At 45.3% G+C, this 26,985-nt stretch carries 23 protein-coding genes and 6 tRNA genes; 12 read left to right on the forward strand and 17 right to left on the reverse strand.

The window, feature by feature from the left end; all coding sequences use genetic code 11:
* Nucleotides 1–152: 152 nt before the first annotated feature.
* From ADP71_RS00400 to ADP71_RS00415, 4 genes are all read left to right on the forward strand, one after another.
* Complete coding sequence (locus ADP71_RS00400; RefSeq protein ID WP_019958259.1) at nt 153–1,403, forward strand: MFS transporter; 1,251 nt, start codon at nt 153–155, stop codon at nt 1,401–1,403.
* A 185-nt stretch (nt 1,404–1,588) separates the two neighbouring features.
* Entirely contained in the window at nt 1,589–2,749 is a 1,161-nt protein-coding gene (lpxB, locus tag ADP71_RS00405) for a lipid-A-disaccharide synthase (RefSeq protein WP_104931237.1), read from the forward strand.
* The gene (gene rnhB / locus ADP71_RS00410; protein WP_019958261.1) at nt 2,743–3,336 is read left to right on the forward strand and encodes a ribonuclease HII; all 594 of its coding nucleotides are present in this window, start codon (nt 2,743–2,745) and stop codon (nt 3,334–3,336) included. The genes lpxB and rnhB overlap by 7 nt, the downstream gene beginning before the upstream one ends.
* Nucleotides 3,337–3,357: 21 nt before the next feature.
* A complete protein-coding gene (locus ADP71_RS00415; protein WP_104931238.1) occupies nt 3,358–4,179 on the forward strand; it encodes a hypothetical protein in 822 nt (273 codons plus the stop codon).
* A gap of 35 nt (nt 4,180–4,214) precedes the next feature.
* Here the strand turns inward: ADP71_RS00415 and ADP71_RS00420 are convergent, their stop codons facing one another.
* The 5 genes from ADP71_RS00420 to ADP71_RS00440 all read right to left on the reverse strand — a co-directional run bounded on the left by ADP71_RS00420 (nt 4,215) and on the right by ADP71_RS00440 (nt 7,884).
* A complete protein-coding gene (locus tag ADP71_RS00420) occupies nt 4,215–4,664 on the reverse strand; it encodes a DUF441 domain-containing protein (RefSeq protein WP_425316055.1) in 450 nt (149 codons plus the stop codon).
* Between the two features lie 118 nt (nt 4,665–4,782).
* The gene (locus tag ADP71_RS00425) at nt 4,783–5,250 is read right to left on the reverse strand and encodes an AAA family ATPase (RefSeq protein WP_019958264.1); all 468 of its coding nucleotides are present in this window, start codon (nt 5,248–5,250) and stop codon (nt 4,783–4,785) included.
* A 116-nt stretch (nt 5,251–5,366) separates the two neighbouring features.
* Nucleotides 5,367–6,386: a quinone-dependent dihydroorotate dehydrogenase gene (locus ADP71_RS00430; RefSeq protein WP_171460802.1), complete on the reverse strand. Its 1,020-nt coding sequence runs from the start codon at nt 6,384–6,386 to the stop codon at nt 5,367–5,369.
* Between the two features lie 54 nt (nt 6,387–6,440).
* The gene (locus ADP71_RS00435) at nt 6,441–7,358 is read right to left on the reverse strand and encodes a tyrosine-type recombinase/integrase (protein ID WP_104931240.1); all 918 of its coding nucleotides are present in this window, start codon (nt 7,356–7,358) and stop codon (nt 6,441–6,443) included.
* Between the two features lie 103 nt (nt 7,359–7,461).
* Nucleotides 7,462–7,884 (reverse strand): acyl-CoA thioesterase, encoded by a 423-nt coding sequence (locus ADP71_RS00440; RefSeq protein WP_019958267.1) that lies wholly within the window; start codon nt 7,882–7,884, stop codon nt 7,462–7,464.
* Between the two features lie 81 nt (nt 7,885–7,965).
* Here ADP71_RS00440 and ADP71_RS00445 point away from each other — a divergent pair, with 81 nt between their 5' ends.
* Nucleotides 7,966–8,418 (forward strand): universal stress protein, encoded by a 453-nt coding sequence (locus tag ADP71_RS00445; protein WP_158667033.1) that lies wholly within the window; start codon nt 7,966–7,968, stop codon nt 8,416–8,418.
* Between the two features lie 54 nt (nt 8,419–8,472).
* Here ADP71_RS00445 and ADP71_RS00450 read toward each other — a convergent pair whose 3' ends face one another.
* The 7 genes from ADP71_RS00450 to ADP71_RS00480 form a co-directional block, all read right to left on the reverse strand.
* Nucleotides 8,473–9,384 (reverse strand): EamA family transporter, encoded by a 912-nt coding sequence (locus ADP71_RS00450; protein ID WP_019958269.1) that lies wholly within the window; start codon nt 9,382–9,384, stop codon nt 8,473–8,475.
* Nucleotides 9,385–9,564: 180 nt separating this feature from the next.
* Nucleotides 9,565–9,642, reverse strand: a tRNA-Pro gene (locus ADP71_RS00455).
* 9 nt (nt 9,643–9,651) lie between these two features.
* Nucleotides 9,652–9,727, reverse strand: a tRNA-His gene (locus ADP71_RS00460).
* Nucleotides 9,728–9,769: 42 nt separating this feature from the next.
* A tRNA-Pro gene (locus ADP71_RS00465) sits at nt 9,770–9,847 on the reverse strand.
* A gap of 45 nt (nt 9,848–9,892) precedes the next feature.
* Nucleotides 9,893–9,968 (reverse strand) — tRNA-His (locus ADP71_RS00470).
* Between the two features lie 18 nt (nt 9,969–9,986).
* Nucleotides 9,987–10,063: transfer RNA gene (locus ADP71_RS00475), tRNA-Arg, on the reverse strand.
* A 33-nt stretch (nt 10,064–10,096) separates the two neighbouring features.
* Nucleotides 10,097–10,174, reverse strand: a tRNA-Pro gene (locus ADP71_RS00480).
* A gap of 274 nt (nt 10,175–10,448) precedes the next feature.
* Here ADP71_RS00480 and folD point away from each other — a divergent pair.
* A complete protein-coding gene (folD, locus tag ADP71_RS00485; RefSeq protein ID WP_019958270.1) occupies nt 10,449–11,300 on the forward strand; it encodes a bifunctional methylenetetrahydrofolate dehydrogenase/methenyltetrahydrofolate cyclohydrolase FolD in 852 nt (283 codons plus the stop codon).
* Nucleotides 11,301–11,401: 101 nt separating this feature from the next.
* Nucleotides 11,402–12,007 carry a hypothetical protein gene (locus tag ADP71_RS00490; RefSeq protein ID WP_026353539.1) on the forward strand — a complete coding sequence of 202 codons (606 nt, stop codon included), beginning with the start codon at nt 11,402–11,404 and terminating at the stop codon, nt 12,005–12,007.
* A gap of 59 nt (nt 12,008–12,066) precedes the next feature.
* Here ADP71_RS00490 and ADP71_RS00495 read toward each other — a convergent pair whose 3' ends face one another.
* The gene (locus ADP71_RS00495; protein ID WP_019958272.1) at nt 12,067–13,623 is read right to left on the reverse strand and encodes an aminotransferase class V-fold PLP-dependent enzyme; all 1,557 of its coding nucleotides are present in this window, start codon (nt 13,621–13,623) and stop codon (nt 12,067–12,069) included.
* A gap of 176 nt (nt 13,624–13,799) precedes the next feature.
* Nucleotides 13,800–14,945, reverse strand: a complete 1,146-nt coding sequence (locus tag ADP71_RS00500; protein WP_171460803.1) for a methyltransferase — start codon at nt 14,943–14,945, stop codon at nt 13,800–13,802.
* 144 nt (nt 14,946–15,089) lie between these two features.
* Here ADP71_RS00500 and ADP71_RS00505 point away from each other — a divergent pair, with 144 nt between their 5' ends.
* Nucleotides 15,090–16,877 carry a 2-isopropylmalate synthase gene (locus tag ADP71_RS00505; RefSeq protein WP_104931246.1) on the forward strand — a complete coding sequence of 596 codons (1,788 nt, stop codon included), beginning with the start codon at nt 15,090–15,092 and terminating at the stop codon, nt 16,875–16,877.
* Nucleotides 16,878–16,976: 99 nt separating this feature from the next.
* On the opposite strand, the gene ADP71_RS00510 is transcribed toward ADP71_RS00505, so the two are convergent.
* The 3 genes from ADP71_RS00510 to ADP71_RS00520 all read right to left on the reverse strand — a co-directional run bounded on the left by ADP71_RS00510 (nt 16,977) and on the right by ADP71_RS00520 (nt 19,352).
* Complete coding sequence (locus tag ADP71_RS00510) at nt 16,977–17,246, reverse strand: hypothetical protein (RefSeq protein ID WP_104931247.1); 270 nt, start codon at nt 17,244–17,246, stop codon at nt 16,977–16,979.
* A gap of 375 nt (nt 17,247–17,621) precedes the next feature.
* Nucleotides 17,622–18,689, reverse strand: coding sequence for a 2,3-butanediol dehydrogenase (locus tag ADP71_RS00515; RefSeq protein ID WP_104931248.1), 1,068 nt, complete (start codon nt 18,687–18,689; stop codon nt 17,622–17,624).
* A 177-nt stretch (nt 18,690–18,866) separates the two neighbouring features.
* A complete protein-coding gene (locus ADP71_RS00520; RefSeq protein ID WP_040755742.1) occupies nt 18,867–19,352 on the reverse strand; it encodes a hypothetical protein in 486 nt (161 codons plus the stop codon).
* 111 nt (nt 19,353–19,463) lie between these two features.
* Here ADP71_RS00520 and ADP71_RS00525 point away from each other — a divergent pair, with 111 nt between their 5' ends.
* The 4 genes from ADP71_RS00525 (at nt 19,464) to ADP71_RS00545 (ending at nt 26,972) form a co-directional block, all read left to right on the forward strand.
* A complete protein-coding gene (locus tag ADP71_RS00525; protein WP_019958279.1) occupies nt 19,464–20,132 on the forward strand; it encodes a TetR/AcrR family transcriptional regulator in 669 nt (222 codons plus the stop codon).
* 31 nt (nt 20,133–20,163) lie between these two features.
* Entirely contained in the window at nt 20,164–22,593 is a 2,430-nt protein-coding gene (locus ADP71_RS00530) for an acyl-CoA dehydrogenase (RefSeq protein WP_171460804.1), read from the forward strand.
* Nucleotides 22,594–22,725: 132 nt separating this feature from the next.
* Nucleotides 22,726–24,525 carry an OmpP1/FadL family transporter gene (locus tag ADP71_RS12925; RefSeq protein WP_019958281.1) on the forward strand — a complete coding sequence of 600 codons (1,800 nt, stop codon included), beginning with the start codon at nt 22,726–22,728 and terminating at the stop codon, nt 24,523–24,525.
* A gap of 77 nt (nt 24,526–24,602) precedes the next feature.
* A complete protein-coding gene (locus ADP71_RS00545; protein WP_104931249.1) occupies nt 24,603–26,972 on the forward strand; it encodes a 3-hydroxyacyl-CoA dehydrogenase/enoyl-CoA hydratase family protein in 2,370 nt (789 codons plus the stop codon).
* Nucleotides 26,973–26,985: the final 13 nt, after the last annotated feature.

Consider the following 26,985-nt stretch of genomic DNA (forward strand, 5'->3'; position numbering starts at 1 on the left):
GAGTGATTGGCAGGCAGCATGAACAATCGGTTACAATTTTCATCTGACTAGGGAATTTGCTGATGAGATGAGTGCGTAATAGTATGGTGTGAATCTTACAGGACGCTATTGACCTTTTTTACACGACAGACATTTGAAAAAAGAACAGCATCATGACACAAACAATTTATCAACATCGAGGCTTTAGTGCTTTTTTGAGTGCGAGGGTGATGGCGGTATTGGCGACACAAATTCAAGCCGTCGTGGTGGCGTGGCAAGTCTATGATTTGACGCGTGACCCTATGGCTTTGGCTTGGGTGGGTTTGGCACAATTTTTACCAATGTTGATTTTGGTGTTGCCTGCGGGGGATTGGGTGGATCGTTTTCATCGCAAAACCATTTTGGCAGTCAGTTGGAGTGTGGCATTGTTGTGTTCTGTGGCGTTGTGGTGGTTGTCGGGACATGGGCAAGCTGGGGTGAATGGGATTTATGCAGTTTTATTGGTGTATGGATGCAGCCGTGCTTTTTCAGGACCTGCTATGCAAAGCTTATTGCCGCAAATTGTGCCGCGAGACAAATTGCCACAGGCTTTGGCAACCAATTCAATGTTAATGCGCAGTGCTGCCATTGGTGGACCTTTAGTCGGTGGTTTTTTGTATGCCTATGGTGGCGCTTCAGTGACGTATGCAGTGTGTGCAGTTTGTTTTTTCTTGGGAATATTGTTGTTGCAACGGGTGGTTTTGTTTGACCCTGAAGCGGTTGAAAAAGCCATTTTAGCAGCTCACCAATCCACTGATTCGATGGTATTGCGTGTTAAAGAAGGCATGCATTTTATTCGCCATCATCCTGTGGTATTGGGTTCGATTTCTTTGGATTTGTTTGCGGTTTTGCTCGGTGGCGTGGTGGCATTGTTGCCCATTTATGCGCAAGAAGTATTGCATACGGATGCCACTGGCTTAGGAATTTTACGCAGCTCAATGGCCATTGGCGAAGTTGCTTGTGGTTTGTATTTGAGCCGTAAACCGTTTGATCGCAATATTGGGCGCAATTTGTTTGTTGCCGTGACGGTGTTTGGCGTTGCGAATTTGGTGTTTGCTTTTTCAACTTGGTTTTGGTTGTCGTGTGCGGCTTTGCTTGTGGCGGGCATGGCGGATATGGTCAGTGTGTATGTACGCAGTGCGATGATACAGCTGTCTACACCTGATTCCATGCGTGGGCGGGTCAATTCGGTGAACATGTTGTTTGTCAGTTCTTCCAACGAATTGGGTGAGTTTCGGGCAGGCAGCAGCGCGGCTTTGGTGGGGGCGGTACCTGCGGCGGTGTTGGGTGGCGTGTGTACTTTGGTGGTGGTGGGCTTGTGGCAAAAGTGGTTCCCACCGTTGCGCCATGCTGACCGTTTTAGCGATGTGGAAAAAACCAATTAAGGCGTTTGGCATAGACAGATGTGTGAGACGATGTGAAGCACTTTGGTGTACAAACAAGCGTCCTGTAAATTTGTGCAAGGCATATGGGTGTGGAACAACGATGTGAGCAGACAATTTTGGCTTCGTTTCGGTATGTTTGGTTAAATTCAGTTAAAATGGCGGATTATTGATTTGATGGTATTTGCATGAGCTCAAAACGACTACTGACAGTGGCTTTGATTGCGGGAGAGGCTTCTGGAGATTTACTTGGCGCACATTTGATTGAGGCTGTGAAGCAGCACTATCCCAATTGTCGTTTTGTGGGCATTGCAGGACCGTTGATGCAAAAAGCAGGCTGTGAGAGTTTGTATCCGCAAGAGGCATTGGCGGTGCGTGGTTTTGTCGAAGTGGTCAAGCGTTTGCCGAGCATCTTGAAAATCCGCAATGCGGTGGTGAGTCAGTTAAAACAAATGCGTCCTGATGTGTTCATTGGCATTGATGCGCCTGACTTTAATTTGGGCGTGGCTGAAAAACTCAAAGCCGCAGGCATTCCGACCATTCATTATGTGAGTCCATCGGTATGGGCATGGCGACGTGAGCGGGTGAACAAGATTGTGCATCAAGTCAATCGGGTGTTGTGTTTGTTTCCGATGGAACCACAATTGTATCGTGATGCAGGCGGCAAAGCCGATTTTGTAGGACACCCTTTGGCGCAAACATTGCCTTTGCAGCCAGATCAAGAAGCGGCGCGCCGCCAATTGAAATTGGAAGAAGCCGAGCAGGTGATTACCATCATGCCCGGTAGCCGTGTCAGTGAAATCGATTATATGGCGCCGATTTTTTTGGAAACAGTGCCGCTGATTTTGCGTGAATATCCGAATGCACAGTTTTTGATTCCTGCCGCTACCACGGCCACGCGTGAGCGTTTGGTCAAAATGCTGGAGAGTGAATATTATAAACGTTTGCCGATTCGGGTGATGTCAGCGCATGCTACTTTGGCTTGTGTGGCATCGGATGTGGTGTTGGTTGCCAGTGGTACAGCCACATTGGAAGTGGCTTTGTGCAAGCGTCCGATGGTGATTTCTTACAAAATATCCGCGCTCACTTATCGGATGGTCAAACACAAAATCAAAGTACCGCATGTGGGTTTGCCGAATATTTTATTGGGCAAAGGCGTGGTACCTGAATTGTTGCAACATGATGCGACACCGCACAAATTGGCAGGTGCTGTGATTCATTGGTTGAATCATCCTGAGCAAGTGCAAGCTTTACAGGACGACTTTACTCAATTGCACCAAACATTGCAGCTCAATACCGATGAATTGGCAGCCAAAGCGGTGCTGGAAGAAGCCAAGGTGGTGTGGTGAGTATTTGGATTACTGGGGTGGATGAAGCAGGGCGTGGTCCTTTGGTGGGCAGTGTGTTTGCTGCGGCAGTGATTTTGCCTGAAAACTATGATTTGCCGTATTTGACCGATAGCAAAAAATTGACTGAAGCGCGCCGTGATGTATTGGCGCCATTGATTCAAGAACAAGCTGTGGCTTGGTGTGTGGCGTCGGCAAATGTGGCAGAAATTGAAAGCCTGAATATTTTACATGCCACTATGTTGGCGATGACACGTGCGGTGCAAGGCTTGCAAGTGGTGCCGCAAGAGGTGTTGATTGATGGCAATCGTGTGCCCAAAGACATGCCGTATGCGGCGCGTGCGATTGTCAAAGGCGATTTGAGCGAGCCTGTGATTTCAGCAGCATCGGTGTTGGCGAAAACCGCGCGCGATGCCCAAATGTATGCGTTGGATGTTTTGCATCCGCAATATGGTTTTGCCCGACACAAAGGTTATGGAACGCCTGAACATTTGGCGGCATTGAATCAATATGGCGTTTTAAAAGAGCATCGCGTTGGTTTCAAACCCATCAAAGACATGGTGCAGCGTGATTTGTTTGGATCAAGATGAAGGCGGCCTGTAAGGATAGAAATGGAAGAGTTGTCGGTTTGGGAGGCATTGTTGTTGGCGGCGGGTTTGGGAATACAACCTGTGGGCGCAGAGCCGCCATCGAGCGCGCTGAGGCAGCATTTGCTGCGACCTGCTCGTGAGGCATTTGTCTTGCAGTCCCAAGCACAATTGCGGCAGTTTCGATGGGATGCACAAGCAGCCGATTTACAGGACGCTTTAAAACAACGTCAAGCTCAAGTGGCTTTGCCCAAATACCAATTCACTTCTGTGCAAGTTCAGGCTGTCGATGTGGTGGGGCCGGGCATGACCAATCATTTGTCTTTGTCGTTTCAAACTGAAAAAATGCCGCAACAATCGGCATGGCTGATCAAAGGTCAAACTCAATTGAGTTTGTTTGGTAAGGAAATTCAAGGTCATGGTGAAACTGTGTGGTATCCGAGTTTGGGTGGCGTACAAGGTTGGAATGACAGCACTATCGATTCTGAGCGGTGGCGTTTCAAACAGGTTTCTCAGTGGATTTTTCCCTTGCCAGATGGCTCATTGCCACGACATTTTACGGTGCAAACCCAAACCGAAAATCGCTCTTTAACGGCTTTGGCCCGTGCTAAAATTGATACCAATGATTTGCAATGTCAAAGCAGCGAGCCTTATTTAGGTCGCCAAGTACATGCCAATATCAAAGGCAAGGTGCAACAAGTCACTTGTCAGCGTTTACTGAATGGTGAACCTATTTTTGAAACCGATGTGTTGTATTTGATGGATTATCAATACCATTTACCGACGGGCGATTATTTTGCAGGCCGCCGCTGGCAGTGGCAAGTGACCGAATTCACCGGCATATAAACCACTAAAAAGCCTTGTCTATGACAAGGCTTTTTTTATTGCTGGTTTAACACCACAGATAAAATCCCTGCGGCAATCAATGGTCCAACGGGCACGCCTTTAAACACTGCCACGCCTAAGATGGTGCCGAGCAACAAGCCTGTGACCAAAATAGGCTGTCCACTCATTAAACCCACGCCACGACCACCCAACCATGCCACAAACACACCGACGACAATGGCGGCAATCATTTGCCAATTGGTCAAAATTGCCATCAAGCTTGGGATTTTCAAGCTTCCTGAAGCAATCGGTGCCAACACGCCTATGGTCAAAATGATGATGCCGACGTTCAAGCCATTTTTTTGTAAAAACGGCAAATATTGCGCCAAGGCCGTTTGTTGAAACAATAACAAAACACAAGCGGCGATGGTAATAGAACTGTTTTGGCTTAATACACCCAAGCCAATCAAAGCCACCAAAACCATAGAGCTGCTGTTAAATTGCAATACAGACATACACGCATTCTGAATTCAAAAACAAGATGATACCAAGGCGTCCTGTAATAAAACAGTGTCGCAGCATCATAGCTGCTGTTCAGCTTGATACTGCTCTAAGGCATTGGGCTTAAGCAGGTGGATTGAATGCGTCTGTACTTTCCAATAATTCAATAGCAAATGCATTGTTAGGCACAATTTTGACCCGATACAATTTTTGAAAACCTTCAGCGAGGGTGGGCAGTTGTAATTGGCGTAATTTGGCTTTGATGCCAACCACAGGAATTTTGGCTTTGCCTGCGCGTTGTTCGTTGCGTTTGAGCGTGGATTTCAAATCGGTGTCAAAATAATAACTGACAATTTCATAACCTGCCGCTTGGGCAAGTGGAATGTAGCGTGAACGTTCTTCGATGGATGGATTGGTATTGTCGATGACGATTTTGGTTTTGGATGCGATGGCGGCTTCAAAAATGACCGATTCACGGTGGCGGGTTTTGAGCATGTCCAAATTAATGCGCAAATGGCTGTGGTAAAAATAGCGTTGGTAAAACGTCGATTTGCCCGCTGCGGGAATGCCTGTGAAAATAATCAATTGCATGAATGCCCTTTATGAAATGCTTGGATGGGCAAATATTAAACCTTAATGTGAATGACACACAAAATAAAAAAGCGTCCTGTCAGTTTTACAGGACGCTTGAATCATTCAAATCGCGCTTAGCGAGAATATGCCCAATCGCGTACACAATCGGCAATCAATTGTGGGCCTTGGAAAATCATGCCGCTGTAAATTTGCACCGCTTGCGCACCCAAACGTTTTTTGGTGACCGCATCTTGTCCTGAAACAATGCCGCCCACACCAATCACAGGTACTTTGCCATCGAGTGCATGTACCAAATGTTGCAACACATATTCGCTTTGTGCGCGCACAGGCAAGCCCGACAAGCCGCCTGCTTCTTGTGCCAATGGATGATTGCCCAAAATGGATTTGTCGATGGTGGTGTTGGTGGCAATCACGCCGTCCATTTCCACTTGAGTCACCACTTCGGCAATCGCTGCGATTTCTTCTAAATTCAAATCAGGCGCAATTTTCACCGCCAAAGGCACATAACGACCGCGTTGTTGGTGGAGTTTGGCTTGTTCTTCTTTTAAGGTCGACAATAGTTTGGTCAATTCGTCTTCGCTTTGCAAGGCGCGCAAATTTTTGGTGTTAGGCGAAGAAATATTGACGGTAATATAGCTGGCGTGATCATAGACTTTGGTCAAACAAGTCAAATAATCGTCCACCGCATTTTCAATCGGTGTGGTGGCGTTTTTACCAATATTGATGCCCAAGATGCCGCGGTATTGTGCACGTTTGACATTTTCAATCAATATATCCACGCCTTGGTTGTTAAAACCCATGCGATTGATGATGGCTTGGTATTCAGGTAAACGGAACAAACGTGGTTTGGGATTGCCGTCTTGTGGGCGTGGTGTGATGGTGCCAATTTCGATAAAGCCAAAACCCAAAGCCGCCAATGCATCAATGTATTCACCGTTTTTGTCCAAGCCTGCCGCCAAACCCACAGGATTGGACAAAGACAAACCCATTAAAGTAGAGGGACATGGAATGACTTTGGGTGTGAAGCGCTTGAGCAAACCGTGGCGGTGGGCTTTTTGCAATTGTTCTAAAGTCAAATGGTGGGCTTTTTCAGCATCAAATTGGAATAATAACGGTTTGAGTAAGGAATACATACAAGGCGGCCTGAAAAACAATCTATCGGAGCCGCCATTATAAGCGATGTGGGTTTATTTGGACTTGTGTTTTTTGGCTCTAGGGTGGGTGGCATCATACACTTCGGACAAATGGCTGAAATCCAAAGAGGTGTAAATTTGCGTGGTCGAGAGTTGTTTGTGTCCTAATAATTCTTGTACTGCGCGAATATTGTGTGAGTTTTGCAAAACGTGTGAAGCATAGCTATGGCGCAACATGTGCGGGCTCAAATGGCGATCGGCTTGCTGTTTTTGTGCCCAAATGTCCAAACGAATTTGAATTTGACGGGTGCCAATGCGTTTGCCTAAGCGTGAAGTGAACAAAGCGGTTTCATCGGCGGCTGCTTGGCGTATCGGCAAATAGGCTTCTATCGCCAAACGGGCTTTTAAGCCAAGCGGCACTTGGCGCTGATGATGGCCTTTGCCGATGACGGTGACCCAACCTGCTTCCAATTGTACATCTTGTACATTCAAATCCCGCAATTCGCTCAAGCGCAAACCACAACCATACAATACTTCAAACATGGCTTGATCACGGATACCCATGGCGTCATCGTGTTGTTCACCGTGTGCAAACCATTGATTTAAAGGTTCGGCAGCAATGGCTTTGGGCAAGCGTTTGGGCGCTTTGGGCGCATTCAAGCCATCACCAATATCGGTTTGCCAATGTTCAAATTGGCGCAAATGAATGATGTATTGTTTCCAAACGCTGATTTTACGAGCCAAACTGCGCGCACTCAGACCTCGTTGGCTCAAACGCATCAAGACTTGGCGTAGATGTTGGGCGGTTAACCGTTCTTGTGCCGAATGGTTTTCAGCCAAAATGTCGAGCAATTGTTGTAAATCACGTTGGTAAGCGGTGATGGACATCGCCGATAAATTGCGTTGGCGCATGCGTTCTAAAAAGGCATCGATGTGGTTACCAAATTCGGCTAACGTGTAAGTGGCGGTCATGGTACGGCCTTAGGCTGTGCAATGTCTTATTGTGGCACGGTGTCACCGAATCAACAAATTTATACAGGACGCTGCTTGGATATAAGCAAGCGTCCTGTAAGCTTTATGCAAACAAATTTTTGAAAGCTTCAGGTGTCGGTGTGACCGTTTGTGCATCATAATCAAAAAACACCATGCCATTTTGGATGCGTGCAATGGCTTTTTGGTCGTCCGCGTGTTCAAAAATATAAACCAAAGTAAAACCTGCACGACCAATATGGGTCACACTGACATGGACGTTCAATACATCGGCGTAAAACGCTTGGCTTAAAAATTGAATCGCTGCATCTGCCATGATTAAGCCAGCGCCTTCGATGTTCATTTCACTGTAAGAAAAATGCATTAAAAAGCGCAAACGTGCTTCATGTGCCATGCGTAAAAAAGCATCGTTGCTGACGTGGTTGCCATAATTGATGTCGCCAATTTGAGCGGTCAATTGGGTGGTGAAATGGATGGTTTCAGGGATGTCAATTTTGATGCGACTCATGCAACATACTCCAATGTGTGTGTATGAAAAAGTTTGTGGTAATCTTAAGTCATGATAGTCGCAGAACGAGGGAGGTGGGAAATGTTGTACCAAAACATTTTGGTTCCTTTTGATGACAGCGAGGCGGCATTGGCTGGCTTAAAAGAAGCATGTCGGATAGGCTTACACACAGGTGCGGTGTTGCACATTGTTCATGTGATTGATTTGGCGCAATTTGTCTGGTCGGGCGCTACTTATTTGCATACGGATGAATTGGCGATTGCCAGCTCGGATGTGAGCAAAAGCATTTTCAAACGCTCGGAAAGCATTGTGGCAGAATTCCCCAATTTAAATACACATTGCACGGTTTTAGAAGCGGTTGGTGAGAAAGTGGCTTCTTTGTTGGTGCACAAATTGGAGGAGTGGGAATGTGATTTGGTGGTGATGGGAACACATGGCTTTAGCGGTGTGAAGCATTTGCTCATGGGTTCGGTGGCGCAAGATGTGATTCGTCAAGCTGGCGTGCCTGTGACCGTGATTCGTGTTGCCAGTTAAATTCAACAATCATCTTATCAAGCGTCCTGTAAAGTTTACAGGACGCTTGTGGTTTTAAGCTTGTTGGGTCGATGGTTTGATATGGGCTGTGGGTTTTTGCAAAGCGTTTAACACAGACGAAACCAAAATCAAGCCAATACCAACAAATTGGATCGCCACCAATGGCTCTTTTAATAAAAAAGCCGCCAACAATACTGCCGTCACAGGCTCAAAAATGGTCAAAGTTTGGGCTCGGGTAGCAGGCATCCATGTCAAAGCTTTGGTGTACAAAGCATATGGCAATAAAGTGCTGAATAAAGCAATGCCCAAAATCACCGCGACCAAATTCCATGAAAAATGGTGGTTTAAATGGGCAATGGCTTGATGAAAAATGGGCGTGGCGCTCATGATGATGCCGCTGATGAGGACGCTGCTGTACAAAACCAAAACGGGAGGATTGTTGTTAATGGCTTTTTTGCCCAAAACGCCATAACAAGAATAACAAAATCCTGATGCTAAGCCATAAACAATGCCCATAGGATTAATTGGTTCTTGGCTGTTCAAACACAATGCCACACCGATGACGGTTAAGCAGGTCAAACCAATGCCCAATGCGGTTAATTGCTCATCTAGCAATAAACGCGCGAGGAGCAAACTCCAAATGGGGGCGGTATAGAGCAAAGCCACGGCCAAAGCCACGCCAATTTGTTGGACGGCTAAAAAGAAAAATACCGTCATCATCATCACACCAAACACCGATTGTAAGGTGAGCATGGGCAATTGTTTCAATTGGAATTGGCGCAAACTTTTGAGAAACAAAGGGCTGATTGCCAATAAAAAAACTGCTGCTGTGGTCACACGCAAGCTGGCTACTTCCAAGCCTGAAAAGCCTGCTTGATTGAGTTTGGTGCCAAATAAACCAATAAAACCCCAGCAAGTGGCTGCCAATATAACCAAAATACAGCCTAAAGCATAATGTTGTCGCATGCGAATCAATAATGGTTGTCACAAAGAGATTTGCACTATGCCATAAGCCAGACCGATATGAAATGCCAATATGTGAAAAACAGAAATTTCAAAAAGAATGTGTTGGCAGAAGAAAGCTGTGTAAGTAGTTTAGACGTAAAAAAAAGAGCATTCTGCTGAATGCTCTTTTTTATATAATAGTGGTCGGGGCGGTGGGATTCGAACTCACGACCCTCTGCTCCCAAAGCAGATGCGCTAACCAGGCTGCGCTACGCCCCGACGGTAAACTGGGGTGGCTAATGGGGCTCGAACCCACGACAACCGGAATCACAATCCGGGGCTCTACCAACTGAGCTATAGCCACCGTAAAACGGTGTTTCAACGAAAATCGTTGAATCAAAATAAGTGGTCGGGGCGGTGGGATTCGAACTCACGACCCTCTGCTCCCAAAGCAGATGCGCTAACCAGGCTGCGCTACGCCCCGACTGTAAGGCAATCAAAAACGCCCATCAGGACGTTTTTGTAAAACTGGGGTGGCTAATGGGGCTCGAACCCACGACAACCGGAATCACAATCCGGGGCTCTACCAACTGAGCTATAGCCACCATAAAACTTTTTATTCTTGGTGCGCCCGACAGGACTCGAACCTGTAACCCCCGGCTTAGAAGGCCGGTGCTCTATCCGGTTGAGCTACGGGCGCTCTAGTGAGAACTGTCGATGCTACTGTATTCTGTGGTCGGGGCGGTGGGATTCGAACTCACGACCCTCTGCTCCCAAAGCAGATGCGCTAACCAGGCTGCGCTACGCCCCGACTGAGAAGGCAAACTATACGCACCTGTTTAAAAAGTGTCAATACATATTGTGGTTTTTATGGGGGTGATTTTGCATATCATTTTGAAACTTAATTAAATTTAAATTTAATTAGGCATATGGTTTGATTAGATATAAATGTATTTTATGAATTTGCTGAAAAAACAGTGAAATATCGAATTGAAAACCATATTCAAGGTGCGAGGATGTCGAAAAAATGGCAAAATGTCGTTTTTGCGTTAAGGCGCCACTTGCGCCATTAAGAAAGAAAACTCATGAGTGCGACTTTGATTGACGGTAAAGCAATATCACAAGATTTATTGGTACAAGTAGGCGCCAAAGTAGACGAGCGTTTGGCGCAAGGCAAGCGTGCACCCTGTTTGGCTGTGGTATTGGTTGGGGACGATGCCGCCAGTGCTGTGTATGTGAACAATAAGAAAAAAGCTTGCGAAAAAGTGGGTATCAAATCTTTGTCATACGAATATGGCAGCGATTTTACGCAAGAACAATTGCTGGCTTTGGTTGATGAGCTGAATGCAGACGATAATGTTGATGGCATTTTGGTGCAATTGCCGTTACCAAAACACTTGGATGTGCAAGAAATCATTGAACGCATTCGTCCTGACAAAGATGTAGACGGTTTCCATCCTTATAACGTGGGTCGTTTGGCGGTGAAAATGCCATTGATGCGTCCTTGCACCCCGCGTGGTGTGATGATTATGTTAGAAGCGGTGGGCGTGGATGTGATGGGCAAAGATGTGGTGATTGTTGGTGCGTCTAACATTGTGGGTCGTCCGCAAGCTTTGGAGATGTTGCTGTCGCGCGCTACTGTCACTGTTTGTCATTCTAAAACCCGTGATTTGGCGGCAACCGTTGGTCGTGCTGATATTGTGGTGGCAGGCGTGGGCATTCCTAATTTCATCAAAGGTGAGTGGATCAAAGAAGGTGCAGTGGTGATTGATGTGGGTATTAACCGTTTGGATACAGGCAAATTGTGTGGTGACGTTGAGTTTGCCGTGGCCAAAGAACGCGCGGGCATGATTACACCTGTTCCGGGTGGTGTCGGTCCGATGACGATTGCCACTTTGATGCAAAATACTTTGGATGCTTGCCAATTGCACGATTAATCGGCATGATGCACAAAAAAAGCTTTCAGGTATTCTGAAAGCTTTTTATTTTTGAATTCGTCCTTATTTGAATGACTCTTTTTAATAGACAGAATACATTGATGAATCAGTTTTTTAGTGACATGTTGAACGCTTTGCGTTTGCGTTTTCGCCCTTTGGAAGATTACCGTTATTCACCGATGGTTTATGTGGTGATTTTATTGTTGTGCGGCATCAGTTCGGCAGCGATGATGCAATGGGGTTTTGATGCGGAACCTGATTATCCATTAAAATTCACTAACACCACATCATTGGTGGCTTTTTCAGTGTGTTTGGTGGTGTTGCAATGGTTGAGTTTGAGTACGGTTTTGTCCAAACTTTTGAGTGGCATGGCAAAAAAACCTGTACCGCTTAAAGGCTATATGCTGATGACGCAAGCATTTGCAATGTTTGGCGTGTGTTTTTTATATTTGCCTAAAGAATGGATGATTGTGGCATCTGCCTTCCAAATGTGGACATTTTGGATACAATTGTATGGCTTGTTCTTTGTGGCGGTGCCTGAAGTGAGCGGTTGGAAAATCTTGTTGTCTTACATTGCCTCTTATGGCGTGTTTTGCTTGATGATGGTGGCTGTGGGTGCGATTTTCTTGATGACAGGACAACTGGACGACACTTTGTTGCAACAAGAAATGCAACGAGTGTTGCAAGAGCAGCAACAAAGCAAATAAAACCAAATTTAGAGAGGTTGAAGCGTCCTGTAATGAGTTACAGGACGCTTTTTTAGCATTTAATTGATGGTGACCGTGTTGGTATCAATACTGTGTAAATGTTGTAACCATGCGGACAAAGCTGCAAAATCTGCCTCAAAATCAGGTTGAATCACGCTGATTTGTGACCATTGTTGGGCTTTGAGATAAGCGCTTTGATTGTGCAAAAACAAGCCGTTTAATGGCGCATTGAGCGTATAAAGAGCGGGCAATTGAAAATTGATGGCAGTCGGATAAGCTTGTGTTTTTAAAGCATAGGCTTGCAATGGTTTATGTTTCAATACCATTTGCAAACGCTGGTGCAATTGTTCGAAACGCTGTGGATAGGCTTCTAAAGCATAAGCCAAATTGGCGAGCAAATAAACGGGTAAAGTAAACGGCGTTTGGTGGTGGTATTGGTTCAAATCGGTGTAACTGGTATGTGCATGCGGATGAGGAGTAGGGTTTTGTTGGTAAAACACCCAGCTTAAACCTGCCAAGGCACCAATGGCTTTGCCTGATGTGGCGCTGGCAAAATCCACTTGTGTCAATGAAAACGGCAGCGCGCCAAATGATGAAATGCAATCGACTGCTAAGGTATGTGGCTGTTTGTGTTTGTTTTGGACAAACATGTCCAAATCATTCAAATGACCACACGATGTTTCGCCATGAACACAGGCAACCCAAGCGCAGTTTTGGCTTAAAACATCCAATGTTTCAGCGGTAAAAGATTCGCCCCAAGCGACATTGTAAGTCTCAAACACCAATCCCAAAGCCTGTGCTTGTTGTTGCAGGCGTTGTCCAAATTCGCCATTGCTGCAGATTAAGCCTTTTTGTGTGCCATGCCGTTGTTGCAATTGCTGCAACATGACAGCGTTTGCCAAGGTGCCGCTGCCTAACAACAAGGCCACATGTTGCGCTTGGCTTAAGCTTAATAATGTTTGGGTGACTTGTTTGTGCAAATGTACAAATGTACTGCTGCGGTGCGAGACATCAGTATGAGTTAACGCGTGGGTTTGTTGGACGGGACCGGGATAAAAAATATGCGCTTGTTTGGGCAGGCGTTCAAACAATAGGTGTGCTTTGTCTGCAGTCAAAACCATAGGCACAAAACGGGCTTGTTCGCTGCCGACTTCGGGCGCAAACGCTTCAAAACCAATTTTGCGATACAGTTTTTGCTGGCGTGTGGTGCCTGAAATCACGCAAGCGCTGTAATCTTGGTCGAGCAAATAATGGTACATCGCTTGAATCAAATGGAAGAAAGCCAAGCTGTGGCGGTATTCAGGTTCCATCGCCAATAAGCGCAATTCACACAGTTTGCGGCTTTGTTCTGGGTTTAATAAGGCTTCAACCGCCCCGATTTTTTTGTCCAATGAAAACGGTCTTTGATCGCGAAACGCCAACATGGCAATGATGTTTTCATCTTGATAACACAGTAAATAAGTATTTTGTTCATGAAACGCATCGGTGAGGCTGTGATGGGCATTGTGTGAATGTTGCGGGATTTCTTCGACAAAAGTTTGGTAATTCAAGCGCGCAATCGCTGCAAATTCGGCTTTGGTATGGGCAATTTTGCAATGGTACATGGTGGCTGCCATTCACATTCAATCGGAATGTTTGCAGATTATCATCTTTGCAATGCAACACAAGCAATCTAGCAGGTTTGGCAGGGTTTACAGTGGTGATTACAACAGTATTGGCATAAAAATATATGCATAAAAAAGCGTCCTGTAAGGGTTTACAGGACGCTTGTGAGAGTGGTTAATCCGAATTTTTAGATTTTTTCCAAACAATACAAAGAGGTAATTTCTTCAGAGCGTGCCGCGTACAAAGGGTCGTTTGGATTTTGTGCTTTGGCATGTTCGGGTTTGGCCCGGTGTTGGGCGATGGTACGCAATTGTGCTGCGGCAATCCAATGGTTTAAATCATCTGGCTTGCGTAAACCAATGCGTTCGGCCAAATCCGACATAATCAGCCAAGCTTGACCACCGTCATTCAAATGCGCTGCGACCCCGTTCAAAAAACTTTTAAGCATATGGCTATCGGCATCGTACAAAGCCGTTTCAATGATGGAGCTGGGTTTGGCAGGCAACCATGGTGGATTGCACACAATCAAGTCTGCTTTGCCTTCAGGAAACAAATCTTGTTCGTGCAATTGAATGTATTGGGCAATATCCAAGCGTTCAAAGTTGGCTTGTGCGGTGGCGATGGCGGTTGGATTGGTGTCGGTGGCAATGATGTTGGTCACGCCACGTTTGGCCAATAAAGCTGCTAATACGCCAGAGCCAGTGCCAATATCCCATGCGCTTTGACAAGGGTGCGGTAAGGTGGCCTGTAACATCAAATTCAAATACTCGCCACGCAGCGGTGAAAATACGCCAAATGGCACATGAATGTGTTGTTCATCCAAAGCCTTAATTGCCACACCTTTTTGATGCCATTGCTCTGCCCCGATATAGCCTAACAAAGCTTGCAAAGAAATCAAGATAGGTTCGGTATTGTCAAAGCCAAAAGCTTGTTTACAGGCCGCTTGAATATTGGGCGCTCGTGGTAAAGTCAATTGCCAATTCGGTTGGACAATCACACACAAATGGCTGAGCAAATGGCTTTTTTGCTGTTGCTGCATGCGGTGTTTGTGAAAGCTTTCTAACAAAGTGTCGCCAGTTTTGGCGGCTTTGTTCAAACGTCGCTTTGCTGCATCCAATAAGGCTTTGGCTTGGTGGTAATCGCCATGCCAAATGGTGGCGGTTTTTGCACGCCATAAAGGTAGGGCTTTGTCAGCTGACAAAGCTTGGCTTTTGTCTAAGTCGGTCAAATGCAGTGGTGGTTTGTTGGTGTTATGACTGAGCCAAGTCAAAGTTTGACCATTGTGGTCAAAAACATGGCGACATAAAGACAAATTAATGTGATTTTTGGACATTGTGTATAAAAAATTCCAAACAGAGGTGTTTTTGACAATAATTTTTTCAAATAAGACTTGATTTTGTCCAAAATTGCTCTACAATAGCAACTAATCTTGCTGTTTGAGCTGTTTTAATCAATAATTTTAGACAAAAGGTCTAGTATGCAACTGGATATTGCTCGTTTAATCGACTACTTTGGTGGTGTGAATGCCTTGGCAGCCGCTTGGAAACAACATTATCCCACAGAGGTGGTGTCGACTGCAGCCATTTACAAATGGCGTGCTCGTTCTTCTTTGCCGCTTGGACAATTGCAGAAATTGACGGTGCTTGCCCAAGCACAAGGTCGGCCTTTGGACTTGAATGCATTCATACAACACCAACCTCATTTGGAGCGTACCAACATGTCCAGCAATAACCGCGTCATCATTTTCGATACTACTTTGCGCGATGGTGAGCAATCACCAGGCGCTGCCATGACCAAAGAAGAAAAAATTCGTATTGCGCGCCAGTTGGAAAAGTTAGGTGTGGATGTGATTGAGGCAGGTTTTGCAGCGGCAAGTCCCGGCGATTTTGATGCGATCAATACCATCGCCAAAACGATTACCAAATCAACTGTGTGTTCTTTGTCTCGTGCTAATGAGCGTGATGTGCGTGCGGCAGGTGAAGCGATTGCGCCTGCATCTAAAAAACGCATTCACACGTTTATTGCGACCAGCCCATTGCACATGGAACACAAATTGAAAATGACTCCTGACCAAGTGCGTGAAGCGGCGGTTAAGGCAGTTAAAATTGCATGTGAATACACCGATGATGTGGAATTTTCATGTGAAGATGCTTTGCGTTCGGATTTGGATTTCTTGGTGCAAATTTGTGGCGATGTGATTACTGCGGGCGCAACCACGATTAACATTCCTGATACGGTTGGTTATGCAATTCCCTTTCAAACGGAAAAATTCTTCCGTGAACTGATTACCCGCACCGTTGGTGGTGACAAAGTGATTTGGTCAGCACATTGCCACGATGATTTGGGCTTGTCTGTGTCCAACTCTTTGGCTGCGGTGATGGGTGGTGCGCGCCAAGTGGAATGTACCATTAATGGTTTGGGCGAACGTGCGGGCAACGCGAGCATGGAAGAAATCGTGATGGCATTGAAAACGCGCCACGATGTGTTTGGCTTGGAAACTGGCATCGACACGACGCAAATTGTGCCGACCTCTAAATTGGTGTCCACCATCACAGGCTATCCTGTACAACCGAACAAAGCGATTGTGGGCGCCAATGCGTTTGCACACGAATCTGGTATTCACCAAGATGGTATTTTGAAATGTCGCGAAACTTACGAAATCATGTCGGCAGAGTCCGTCGGTTGGACTGCCAATCGCCTGACTTTGGGCAAGCTTTCAGGCCGCAATGCGTTCAAAACCAAATTGGCTGAATTGGGCATTCAATTGGAAAGCGAAGAAGCATTGAATTCTGCGTTTGCGCGCTTTAAAGAATTGGCCGATAAAAAACGTGAAATCTTTGATGAAGATTTGCATGCTTTGGTATCGGACGAGTTGATCAGCATTACCCCAGACCGCTACAAATATTTGTCGCTGAAAATCCAAACTGAGACCGGTGAGCTGCCACAAGCAGAAATCGTGATGAGTGAACAAGGACAAGAACACCGTGCCACAAGCCAAGGTTCGGGTCCTGTGGATGCGGTCTTCAAAGCCATTGAATCGATTGCACCGAGCGAAGCGCAATTGCAATTGTATTCGGTCAATGCCATTACTGAAGGTACCGAGAGCCAAGGCGAAGTCACTGTGCGTTTGTCGCGTGAAGGTGTTATCGTCAATGGTCAAGGTGCAGATACGGATGTGATTGTTGCCAGTGCCAAAGCGTATATTTCGGCATTGAACAAATTGAACAAGCCTAATGAGCGTATCAAAGCGCAGGGCAATATTTAAATAAAAATATTTAAATCAAATAATAAGTAGAAGAGAGGCAAAGCGTCCTGTAAATCATTTACAGGACGCTTTTTTATGTTGAATTTTTTCAAATGGTTTTTAAGCAACGAAAGAGCAACTCATGGCTTCTAAGTCGTTATTTATCGCATGCAAAGTGTCCAATTTGTGATGAGCATCAATGTGCATCGCTTGCTCAAACAGCCAATCTAGCATGTGTACGGCTTGAGCATGCAGATGAGATTGGTCGCAAATAGGACATTTTGTCAGTGCAGCTGCATCTTGAGATATGGCATTTTCATGATAAATAGGGCTGCGCCATTGGCAATCAGGACAGGTCAATTGGTAGCTGGAAGAGGGCAGATGCATCATTATGGTTCTCCTTCTTATTATTCATTTTTTTGATTTGGGCAATCAGAATTTTGGTACTGATGAAACTTATTTATACAGAAAAAATGCTTTTTAAGTAAAGCAAAATGTTTTAATTAACCTTTTGTTATATAAGTATTTAATTTGAATATAATAATTTAATGTATGAATGAAAGTATTTGATAGAAGTTGATTTTTGGGTGTATGGATTCGTAGGTGGTTGATTCAACTAACAACAAAAGGGATGAGCGTTGTTTTGGTCGATATTTTGTGGTTGAGCAAATATGAAATAAATTTTTGGATTATCCCAAAAAAGAACAAGCGTCCTGTCAATATTGACAGGACGCTTGTCGATTTATTACAACAATGACATAAAAGTCAGTTTAAATCAGGACTCACAATGATTTTGACAGCAGATTCATTATTGTGTATCAAAGTTTCAAAACCTTTGCTGATTAAATCATTTAAACCAATGCGTTGGGTGATGAAAGGTTCTAAATCGATTTTGCCAGCCTCTACCAATTTGATGGTTTCTTGATGGTCGTTGCAATACGCGATGGTGCCGCGCACATCCAATTCTTTCATTACCACGCTGTGGATGTTGACGCTGGCAGGATGGCTCCAAATTGATACAATCACAATCACGCCTGTGGGTTTGATGGCATCGACCAATTGGTCCAAGACTTTATTCACGCTGCTGCATTCAAATGCGACATCTGCGCCTTTATCTTGGGTCAATTTTTTCACGGCATCGACCACATCGACTTCAGATGGGTCTAAAACATAATCGGCAACGCCTGAGCTTAACGCCTTTTCTTTGCGCTTAGCGCTCAGCTCCGTCATGATGACTGTCAAGCCTTTGGCTTTCAAAATCGCACCCAATAACAAACCGATGGGACCTGCGCCACCAATCAATGCCACGTCACCAGCTTGAGCACCACTGCGCACAAATGCATGGTGACCAACAGACAAAGGCTCAATCAAAGCGGCCTGATCTAATGGAATGTGATTGGCGATGGGATGTACCCAACGGCGTTTGACAGCGATTTTTTCAGACAAACCGCCACCATGACCACCCAAACCAATAAAATTCATATCTTTAGACAAATGGTAATGGTCGCCCACACTTGTTGGCACGTCATCGGCAATAATATAGGGTTCTACCACCACGTGTTGACCGATTTCAATGTCGTCCACGCCTTCGCCCACTGCATATACCACACCTGAGAATTCATGACCCATGGTAATGGGTGCAGATTCGCCTGAAATGGGATGTGGATGACCACAAGGTGGAATGAAAATAGGACCTTCCATAAATTCATGTAAATCGGTACCACAAATGCCGCACCAAGCCACTTTTACTCCCACGGTGCCTGGGGCGACAACAGGTTCAGGAATGTCCTCGATGCGGATGTCACCACGGTCATAAAAACGGGCTGCTTTCATTTTCAAATCCTTTGATGTGAGTATTACAGTGGTTGATTTTAAAATCAATAAGATAGAAAAGATTAGCTTGATATAGGTTGATTGGTTTTAATGTAAATCAAATATGCCATTAGTTTTTTATTTGATTTTATATAAATAAAAAAACAAGCTTGATTTTCAAGCTTGTTTTGAAAAATATCAGGTCGCCATTTTTCGACTTTGTTTGTAAAAACGCCACCAAAAAAATACTCGCCACAAACAGATTATGGCACAAGCAATCATGCTCAAAGCGGTTATCAAATAACGCAAATTGTCTAAAGAAATGACCCAATGCCCTTGTAGCAACTGCCAGACAGTCATGCTAAAGCCATACAACGCCGGCAAGCTGAATGCTAAGGTCAAAAACAAACCTAAGAGGCGAAATGGTCCTAAGGCATAAGCCTGATTTTGGCTCATGGCTTTATTCAGTTGTAACAATATGACCAATGAAAAAGTGATGATGACAACCATACCAGCGTTCACCATGACTTGTAGCCAGTTGAAAGCCACGTCAGGGACTGCGGTGAGAACATTGGGGGCCGTAGTATGGGTACTGTTCAAGCTTTGGAAAATGTTCAATCCCAAGCCAAACCAAATATCCAATAAAACCACGATTATGGGCAATGCTGTCAATCTTCCGAGCACTGTTTTATTCCTAATTTAATAATTTCAATAGTGTAATCATCTGTGACGGTTTTGGATAGTTTGCATCATTTTTTTATGGCTAAGGTGTTGACAGTAAGGTGTTTAAAACGTATGTTTCAAACACTTGTTTTAATTGTTTTGAATGCCATGAGCCAAATAGACAGCCTTACCATAGAGAAAATCCTGATCACGGCAGAAGAACATTTTGCGGTGCATGGTTATTTTGCTACTTCAATGCGCCAATTGACACGAGAAGCCGAAGTCAATGTGGCCGCGGTGCACTACCATTTTGGCAGTAAAGACAGTTTGTTTTTAGCAGTCTTAAAGCGCCGTATTGCGCCATTTGTGGCTATGGTGCTGGACAATATGCAGCAAAAAATTGAACAAAAGCAATTGGTAAAAGCGGAAGATTTGGTACAGGCTTTTGTGGATGTGTGTTTGTTTTATGCGCGTGAATACGAGCGTGGGGCGGTTTTAGTGACGCGTTTGGTCTCACGTTTAATGCTAGATGAATACAAAACATTCCGTGAGCAATTGGCACAAGAATATGTAGATGTAATTGAAAAAATATTGCATTGGTTTGAACAAGCATTGCCTCATTTAGATAAAGAAACTGTCCGTTGGCGCATGCACATTGCATTGAGTACTTTGTTTAACAGTTTTGCAGGTAATGATGTATTGAAGGCTTTGGCTCGTCGTGAGTGGGTCAATGCTAAAAATCCAGAGCAGGTAGCACGCTTCGTGGTGCCGTTTGTGGTGGCAGGTTTAACGGCACCTTGAGGTGCGGTTTCATTTTTAGGAGAGAATCGTCATGTTAAGTTTAGGCTTGATGCTGCTGTTGGGTGGGATTGTAGCTTACATGCGTGCTAAAGGTTGGATGATTGCTTTGGCTGCGTTTGTAGGTGCCCTCATTGGCGGCTGTTATTGGTTGGCATTGTTGCCATTGGTGGTTGGTTTGGTGTTCTGTTTGCCGGTGGTACAGAATATATACATGCCAAAAGTATTTAGCATGTTCAAAAAAGTGACACCACCAATGTCAGAAACCGAGCAAGAAGCTATCAATGCAGGTACGGTTTGGTGGGATGGTGAATTGTTTTCAGGCAAACCTGATTATCAAAAATTGCTGAATTATCCAAATCCACAATTGACTGCTGAAGAGCAAGCATTTATTGATGGCCCAGTAGAAGTGTTGTGCAATATGCTCAATGATTGGCAAATTAATCATGAGTTGAAGGATTTGCCGCAAGAAGCTTGGGATTTCATCAAAGAGCAAGGTTTCTTGGGCATGATTGTTAAAAAACAATACGGTGGTTTGGAGTTTTCCAATTACGCCCATGCCAAAGTTGTGACTAAAATTGCGACCCGTTGTGGCAGTGCTGCGGTAACTGTGATGGTGCCGAACTCTTTGGGTCCTGGTGAATTGTTGCAACATTATGGTACTGACGCGCAAAAAGATTATTATTTGCCACGTTTGGCCAAAGGCGTAGACATTCCATGTTTTGCTTTGACCAGTCCGTCTGCAGGTTCGGACGCTGGTGGTATTCCTGACTTTGGTGTGGTGACTCGAGGTTCTTACATAGACCCTCGCACAGGTGAGCGCCATGAAGATGTTTTGGGTGTGCGCGTGTCTTGGGAAAAACGTTGGATTACTTTGGCACCTGTGGCAACAGTTTTGGGTTTGGCATTCAAAATGTACGATCCTGATGGTTTGTTGGGTGAGAAAAAAGACATTGGTATCACTTGTGCATTGGTTCCCGCTGAGTATGAGGGCGTGAATATTGGTCGCCGTCATTGGCCATCAGGCAGTGCATTCATGAATGGTCCTACTTGGGGTGCTGATGTGTTCATTCCGTTGGATTGGATTATCGGTGGCGTGGCGTATGCTGGTCGTGGTTGGCAGATGCTGGTTGAATGTTTGTCTGTGGGTCGTTGCATTTCTTTGCCAGCGAATTCAGTTGCAGGCGGTTTGGCCACATCTTATACCACCAGCTTGTATTCTCGTATTCGTGACCAATTCGGTTTGCCAATTGGTAAATTTGAAGGTGTAGACGAAGCTTTGGCGCGCATTATCAGCAATACTTATCAAATGGAAGCCTCACAAGACTTGGCTTTGACAGGTTTGGATATTGGTGAAAAACCAAGCGTGATTTCAGCGATGTTGAAATACCATAATACCGAGCGTTTACGCAAAGTGTTGAACGATGCCATGGACATTCATGGTGGTCGCACAGTGGTACAAGGTCCTCGCAACTATTTGGTGGCCGCTTATCAAGCGATTCCCATTGCTATTACGGTGGAAGGCGCGAATATTTTAACTCGTAGCTTGATGATTTTCGGTCAAGGTGCGATTCGCAGCCATCCTTATGTATTGCGTGAAATGATGGCGGCGAACAATAACGATGCGGCGGCGTTCAATCAAGCATTCACCAAACACGTACATTTTGTCATTACCAATATTGTGCGCAGTTTTTGGTTGGGTTTGACGAATGGTTGTTGGAGTAGCTCACCACGCAAAGGCGTTGTGGCACCGTATTACAAGCAAATGAATCGTTTGGCGGCTAACTTTGCTTTGCTGACTGATATGTGTATGTTCAGCTTGGGTGGTTCGTTGAAATTCAAAGAAAAGCTGTCTGCTCGTTTGGGTGATATTGCTTCTAATTTGTACATTTGTTCAGCCGTCCTGAAACGTTTTGAGCGTGATGGTTCGCCTAAGTCAGATGAAGTCATCATGCAATATGCAGCGCAACAAGCTTTGTATGATGCGCAAGTGGCGATGGATGGCGTGTTGAAAAACTTGCCTAACCGTCCGATTGCTTGGATTTTGCGTGTCTTGACCATGCCTGTGGGTCACAATATTAATGCCCCTAGTGACAAATTGGGTAGCAAAGTGGCCAATGAAATGATGAAAGGCGAAGAGTCTTTGAATCGCTTGACTCGTTTTATGTTCAAACCCCAAGACGAACAAGATCCGATTGGTGTTTTGGCTCCAGCACATGCTGCGGTTTTAGCGGCAGAATCGGCTGAAAAGAAAGTGCGCAAATTGGAACGTGACAATCAATTGTCTGCGGCATCTCCAGCGTTGCGTTTGCAAGAAGCATTGGATAGCGCTTTCATTACCCAGCAAGAATACGATTTGATTGTGCGCTCGCGCCAGTTAAAACGCCAAGTGGTGATGGTGGATGATTTTGATATGCAACTTGAGCAACATGATGATAAATTGTTAGAGCGTCACGTTTTCTAAGTCGTTAAACCCATACTGGCTTACTAATTATGCTAAGTGAGTCAGTATGATTTATCTAAACAAATGGGTTAAAAAATATACAATGACGACCCTTTATGTTGTTACAGGCATTTGCCTCGGAGAAAATAGAGTATGAAACAACACTTCCTCACTACCGTAAAAATTTCCAGTGTTTTGATTTTGGCGGGATTGACTGCACAAGCACATGCTTCTGGTTATCATTTTGGTACGCAGTCTGTCAGTGCACAATCCACTGCTAACTCATCAGCTGCAGAAGCGGCAGATCCATCGACTATCTTTTATAACCCTGCGGGTTTGACTAAATTGCCAGGCACACAAGCGACCATCAATTTGAATGTCGTTTTTCCTAGTATTAAAGTTGATGATGCCAAAGGTTATTACCCTACCAATCCAGATGGTTCACCAACTGATGGTACTGTGGGAAAAGGTGAGCGTATCAGTGGTTTTAATTCAGATAAAATTGACCCAGGCCCGACGTTTGCCCCTCATTTTTATGCTTCTCATCAAGTCAATGATCGTGTGAGTGTGGGTATTGGTGGTTTCGTGCCGTTCGGCTCAGGTACTGAATACGAACATAATTCGGTTTTGCGTTATAACTTGAATGAGTTGGGCTTACAAACCATAGCGATTCAACCAACTGTGGCATTCAAATTGAATGACAATCACTCGTTTGGTATTGGCTTGGTGGCGCAGCATACCACTGCTGAATTGCGTCAATATGCCAACTTTGGACCTGCATTGCGAGCAGGATTGGCTGAGAGTTCGACGCAGGCGGCAGCTGGTTTAATGCAATTGAATGCGGGTATCGCACAATTGAATGGCGGTATTGCTCAATATGATACTGGTATTGCTCAAGCGGAAGCTGGCATTACTCAATTACAAGCGGCTTTGCAAGCCAATCCAAACAGTGCTCAATTACAAGCGCAATTAGAAGGCACTCAACAAGCACGCGATAAAGCTGTGGCAGAGCGCACCGCTTTGCAAACGCAGCTTGCAGGCGTTACGAAACAGCAACAAACGGTAACGGCACAAAAACAAGCTGTAGATGGTCAATTGGCCAATATGAGTGCCAGTGGTAATGGTGATGCTGATGGTTATGCCAAAGTCAAAGGTGATGATTGGGGTTTTGGTTATAACTTGGCATGGATGTGGGACATCAACGAGTCAGTTCGTGTGGGTGTGAACTACCGTTCTAAAGTTGAACACGATTTGAAAGGCGATGCTGAATGGATTTTGGTTGGTCAGTCTTTTCAAAATCCCAACTTAGGTAGTACTTTGTCACAGCAAATTCGCGACCGTGGTTACAAAGCCAAAGAAGATGCCAGTGTGAAAATTGTCACTCCTGAGTCATTGTCTTTACATGGTATGTGGAAAGCCAATCCAAAATGGAATGTGTTTGCCGATGCAACATGGACGCGTCACTCTCGTTTCAATCAAGCCATCTTACAGTTCGGCAATTTGAAAACAGTGACCACTGCACAAACGGGCGATGAAGACGCTGCAACTGCAGGTTCACAATCTAGTAAAACCCGCTTGTATCCAAACTGGAAAGACACGTGGAAAGTTGGTGTGGGTGCGTCTTATCAATACAGTGAGCCATTGCAATTGCGTTTTGGTATGGCTTACGACCAATCACCTGTACGCGATTCAAGTTTCCGCATGAGTACTTTGCCAGACAATGATCGTATTTGGTTCTCTTTGGGTGCGAAATACGACATCAACAAGCAAAACACTGTGAACTTTGCATACAGCTATATTCATATCAAAAATTCCGATGCAATCGTGAATGGTTATGGTACAGGCGATCGTAATGCGTATGCACAAGCCAACGTGAGCAGTAAAACCGATGGTACGGCCAAATTCAAAAGCAATGGTCAAATCTTAGGTGTTCAATACACTTACCGTTTTTAATTAATCAAGCAAAGTGCGGATGGGCTTGCCCATCTGCACCTGATTCATAACCCTGTTCGTAAAAAAGAGGTTTTCTTATGTCATCAAACAAGCTCGTGGTACGCAAAGTAGCCGTGTTGGGCGCAGGTGTCATGGGTGCGCAAATTGCCGCTCATTTGGCTAATGCCAAAGTACCAACCGTGTTATTTGATTTACCAGCCAAAGAAGGTCCAAAAAATGCCATCGTTGAAAAAGCTTTGGCTGCGTTGAAAAAACAAAAACCAGCGCCTTTGGCCAGCAAAACTGCGATTGAATACATTCAAGCCGCCAATTATGACGATGATTTGGCGTTGTTGTCTGAGTGTGATTTGGTGATTGAAGCAGTGGCTGAGCGCTTAGACATCAAAGAAAATTTGTACAGCAAAGTGGCACCGCATTTGGGTGAAAAAACCATTTTTGCGACCAATACTTCAGGCTTGTCGATTGAAACATTGGCAGGCGTGTTTTCTAAAGAATTGAAAGACCGTTTTTGCGGTGTGCATTTCTTCAATCCGCCACGCTATATGCATTTGGTAGAATTGATTGCATGCCAAGAAACCGATGCTGCGGTATTGGACAATTTAGAGCGTTTCTTGGTGTCGACCTTAGGCAAAGGCGTGGTTCGCGCTAAAGATACGCCTAACTTCGTTGCCAACCGTATTGGCGTGTTCTCGATGCTCGCGACGATGGCCAATGCTGCGCAATATGGTTTGCGTTTTGATGTGGTCGACGATTTGACGGGCGCGCGTTTGGGTCGCCCAAAATCTGCTACATTCCGTACCGCTGACGTGGTGGGTTTGGACACGTTTGCACACGTTGCTAAAACCATGCAAGACCATTTACAGGCCGATCCTTGGCATGCGCATTTTGGTTTGCCAACGTGGTTAACCGGTTTGATTGAAAAAGGCGCTTTGGGTGCGAAAACCAAAGCAGGTATTTTCAAAAAAGAAGGCAAACGCATTTTTGTGTTGGATGCCAATTCTGGTGAATACGTTGCATCGAACGAAAAAGCCGACAAAGAAGTCACTGAACTTTTGAAAGCGGCAACTTGGGGTGAAAAATTGGCGGCATTGCGTGCTTCTGAACACCCACAAGCACAATTTTTATGGGCGTGTATGCGTGATGTGTTCCATTACATCGCCGTTCATGCCAAAGACATTGCTCACAATGCCCGTGACATCGATTTTGCGATTCGTTGGGGCTTCGGTTGGGACATGGGTCCATTTGAAATCTGGCAAGCAGCTGGTTGGACGCAAGTGGCTAAATGGGTAGCAGAAGACATTGCCGCTGGTAAAACGTTGAGCAGCGAGCCGTTGCCTGAATGGGTATTAGACGGTCGTGAAGGCGTACATTCAGATGCTGGCAGCTTGAATTTCTCTAGCTTGGAAGCCGAAGGCCGCAGCCAATTGGACGTTTACAAACGCCAATATTTGCCAGCGAAATTGTTTGGAGAATCTCCAAAAGCATTGGGCGAAACCGTGTTCAAAACCGATGCGATTCACGCGTTCACTTTGGACGGTGAAGTATTGGTGATTGAAAATACCAACAAAAACCGTGCGATTAGCCGCGAAGTGTTGGAAGGCATCAATCAAGCCATTGATGTTGCCGAAGAGCGTTTCTCGTCTTTGGTGATTTGGGCACCTGAAGCACCGTTCTCAGTCGGTGCAGATTTGAAATCGATGATGCCAGCGTTTGCCACAGGTGATTTGCAAGCCATCGAAGATATGGTCAAATTGTTCCAAGACACCTCGATGCGCTTGCGTTACAGCCACATTCCAACCGTTTCTGCGGTGCAAGGTTTTGCTTTTGGTGGCGGTTGTGAGTTTGTATTGCATTCAAACAAAGTCGTGGCGGCATTGGAGTCTTACATCGGTTTGGTGGAAGTGGGCGTGGGCTTGATTCCAGCAGGCGGCGGCAGCAAAGATTTTGCATTGAAAGCCGCGCGTGCTAGCCAAGGCGATTTGTTAGCGGCCTTAAAAGACCGTTACATGAATTTGGCGATGGCGAAAGTGGCAACAAGTGCTTTGGAAGCCAAAGAATTGGGCTATTTGAATGAAGATGCGGTCGTGGTATTCAATGCGTATGAATTGTTGTTTGTCGCTTTGAACGAAGCGCGCGCATTGGCCGCTTCTGGCTGGCGTCCTGAAATTCAGCAAAAATTTGCTGTGGCAGGTCGCACCGGTGCCGCTTCGATTAAAGGCCAATTGGTGAACATGAAAGAGGGCGGCTTCATCAGCGAATACGACATGTATTTGGGCAGCCAAATTGCCGACGTGATGACCGGTGGCGATGTGGACGCAGGTACGATTGTCGATGAACAATGGATTTTGGATTTAGAACGCAAAGTGTTCGTGTCTTTGTTGCAACAAGAGAAAACCTTGGAGCGCATCGAGAACATGATGTCTACTGGTAAACCATTGCGCAACTGATGCCTTTAAGCGT

Source organism: Vitreoscilla sp. C1, from assembly GCF_002951955.2.
GTDB classification, from domain to species: Bacteria; Pseudomonadota; Gammaproteobacteria; order Burkholderiales; family Neisseriaceae; genus Vitreoscilla; species Vitreoscilla stercoraria.

Excerpts from the sequence above, each read along its gene's own strand:
- ADP71_RS00530 (WP_171460804.1), top strand. The coding sequence starts at position 20,164 with ATGTTAAGTTTAGGCTTGATGCTGCTGTTGGGTGGGATTGTAGCTTAC.
- ADP71_RS00435 (WP_104931240.1), bottom strand. The coding sequence starts at position 7,358 with ATGACCGCCACTTACACGTTAGCCGAATTTGGTAACCACATCGATGCC.
- ADP71_RS00400 (WP_019958259.1), top strand. The coding sequence starts at position 153 with ATGACACAAACAATTTATCAACATCGAGGCTTTAGTGCTTTTTTGAGT.
- ADP71_RS00495 (WP_019958272.1), bottom strand. The coding sequence starts at position 13,623 with ATGGCAGCCACCATGTACCATTGCAAAATTGCCCATACCAAAGCCGAA.
- ADP71_RS00525 (WP_019958279.1), top strand. The coding sequence starts at position 19,464 with ATGTTTCAAACACTTGTTTTAATTGTTTTGAATGCCATGAGCCAAATA.
- ADP71_RS12925 (WP_019958281.1), top strand. The coding sequence starts at position 22,726 with ATGAAACAACACTTCCTCACTACCGTAAAAATTTCCAGTGTTTTGATT.
- ADP71_RS00500 (WP_171460803.1), bottom strand. The coding sequence starts at position 14,945 with ATGTCCAAAAATCACATTAATTTGTCTTTATGTCGCCATGTTTTTGAC.
- ADP71_RS00425 (WP_019958264.1), bottom strand. The coding sequence starts at position 5,250 with ATGCAATTGATTATTTTCACAGGCATTCCCGCAGCGGGCAAATCGACG.
- folD (WP_019958270.1), top strand. The coding sequence starts at position 10,449 with ATGAGTGCGACTTTGATTGACGGTAAAGCAATATCACAAGATTTATTG.
- ADP71_RS00505 (WP_104931246.1), top strand. The coding sequence starts at position 15,090 with ATGCAACTGGATATTGCTCGTTTAATCGACTACTTTGGTGGTGTGAAT.
- ADP71_RS00515 (WP_104931248.1), bottom strand. The coding sequence starts at position 18,689 with ATGAAAGCAGCCCGTTTTTATGACCGTGGTGACATCCGCATCGAGGAC.
- ADP71_RS00510 (WP_104931247.1), bottom strand. The coding sequence starts at position 17,246 with ATGATGCATCTGCCCTCTTCCAGCTACCAATTGACCTGTCCTGATTGC.
- ADP71_RS00450 (WP_019958269.1), bottom strand. The coding sequence starts at position 9,384 with ATGCGACAACATTATGCTTTAGGCTGTATTTTGGTTATATTGGCAGCC.
- ADP71_RS00440 (WP_019958267.1), bottom strand. The coding sequence starts at position 7,884 with ATGAGTCGCATCAAAATTGACATCCCTGAAACCATCCATTTCACCACC.
- ADP71_RS00415 (WP_104931238.1), top strand. The coding sequence starts at position 3,358 with ATGGAAGAGTTGTCGGTTTGGGAGGCATTGTTGTTGGCGGCGGGTTTG.
- ADP71_RS00430 (WP_171460802.1), bottom strand. The coding sequence starts at position 6,386 with ATGTATTCCTTACTCAAACCGTTATTATTCCAATTTGATGCTGAAAAA.
- ADP71_RS00445 (WP_158667033.1), top strand. The coding sequence starts at position 7,966 with ATGTTGTACCAAAACATTTTGGTTCCTTTTGATGACAGCGAGGCGGCA.
- ADP71_RS00490 (WP_026353539.1), top strand. The coding sequence starts at position 11,402 with ATGAATCAGTTTTTTAGTGACATGTTGAACGCTTTGCGTTTGCGTTTT.
- lpxB (WP_104931237.1), top strand. The coding sequence starts at position 1,589 with ATGAGCTCAAAACGACTACTGACAGTGGCTTTGATTGCGGGAGAGGCT.
- ADP71_RS00545 (WP_104931249.1), top strand. The coding sequence starts at position 24,603 with ATGTCATCAAACAAGCTCGTGGTACGCAAAGTAGCCGTGTTGGGCGCA.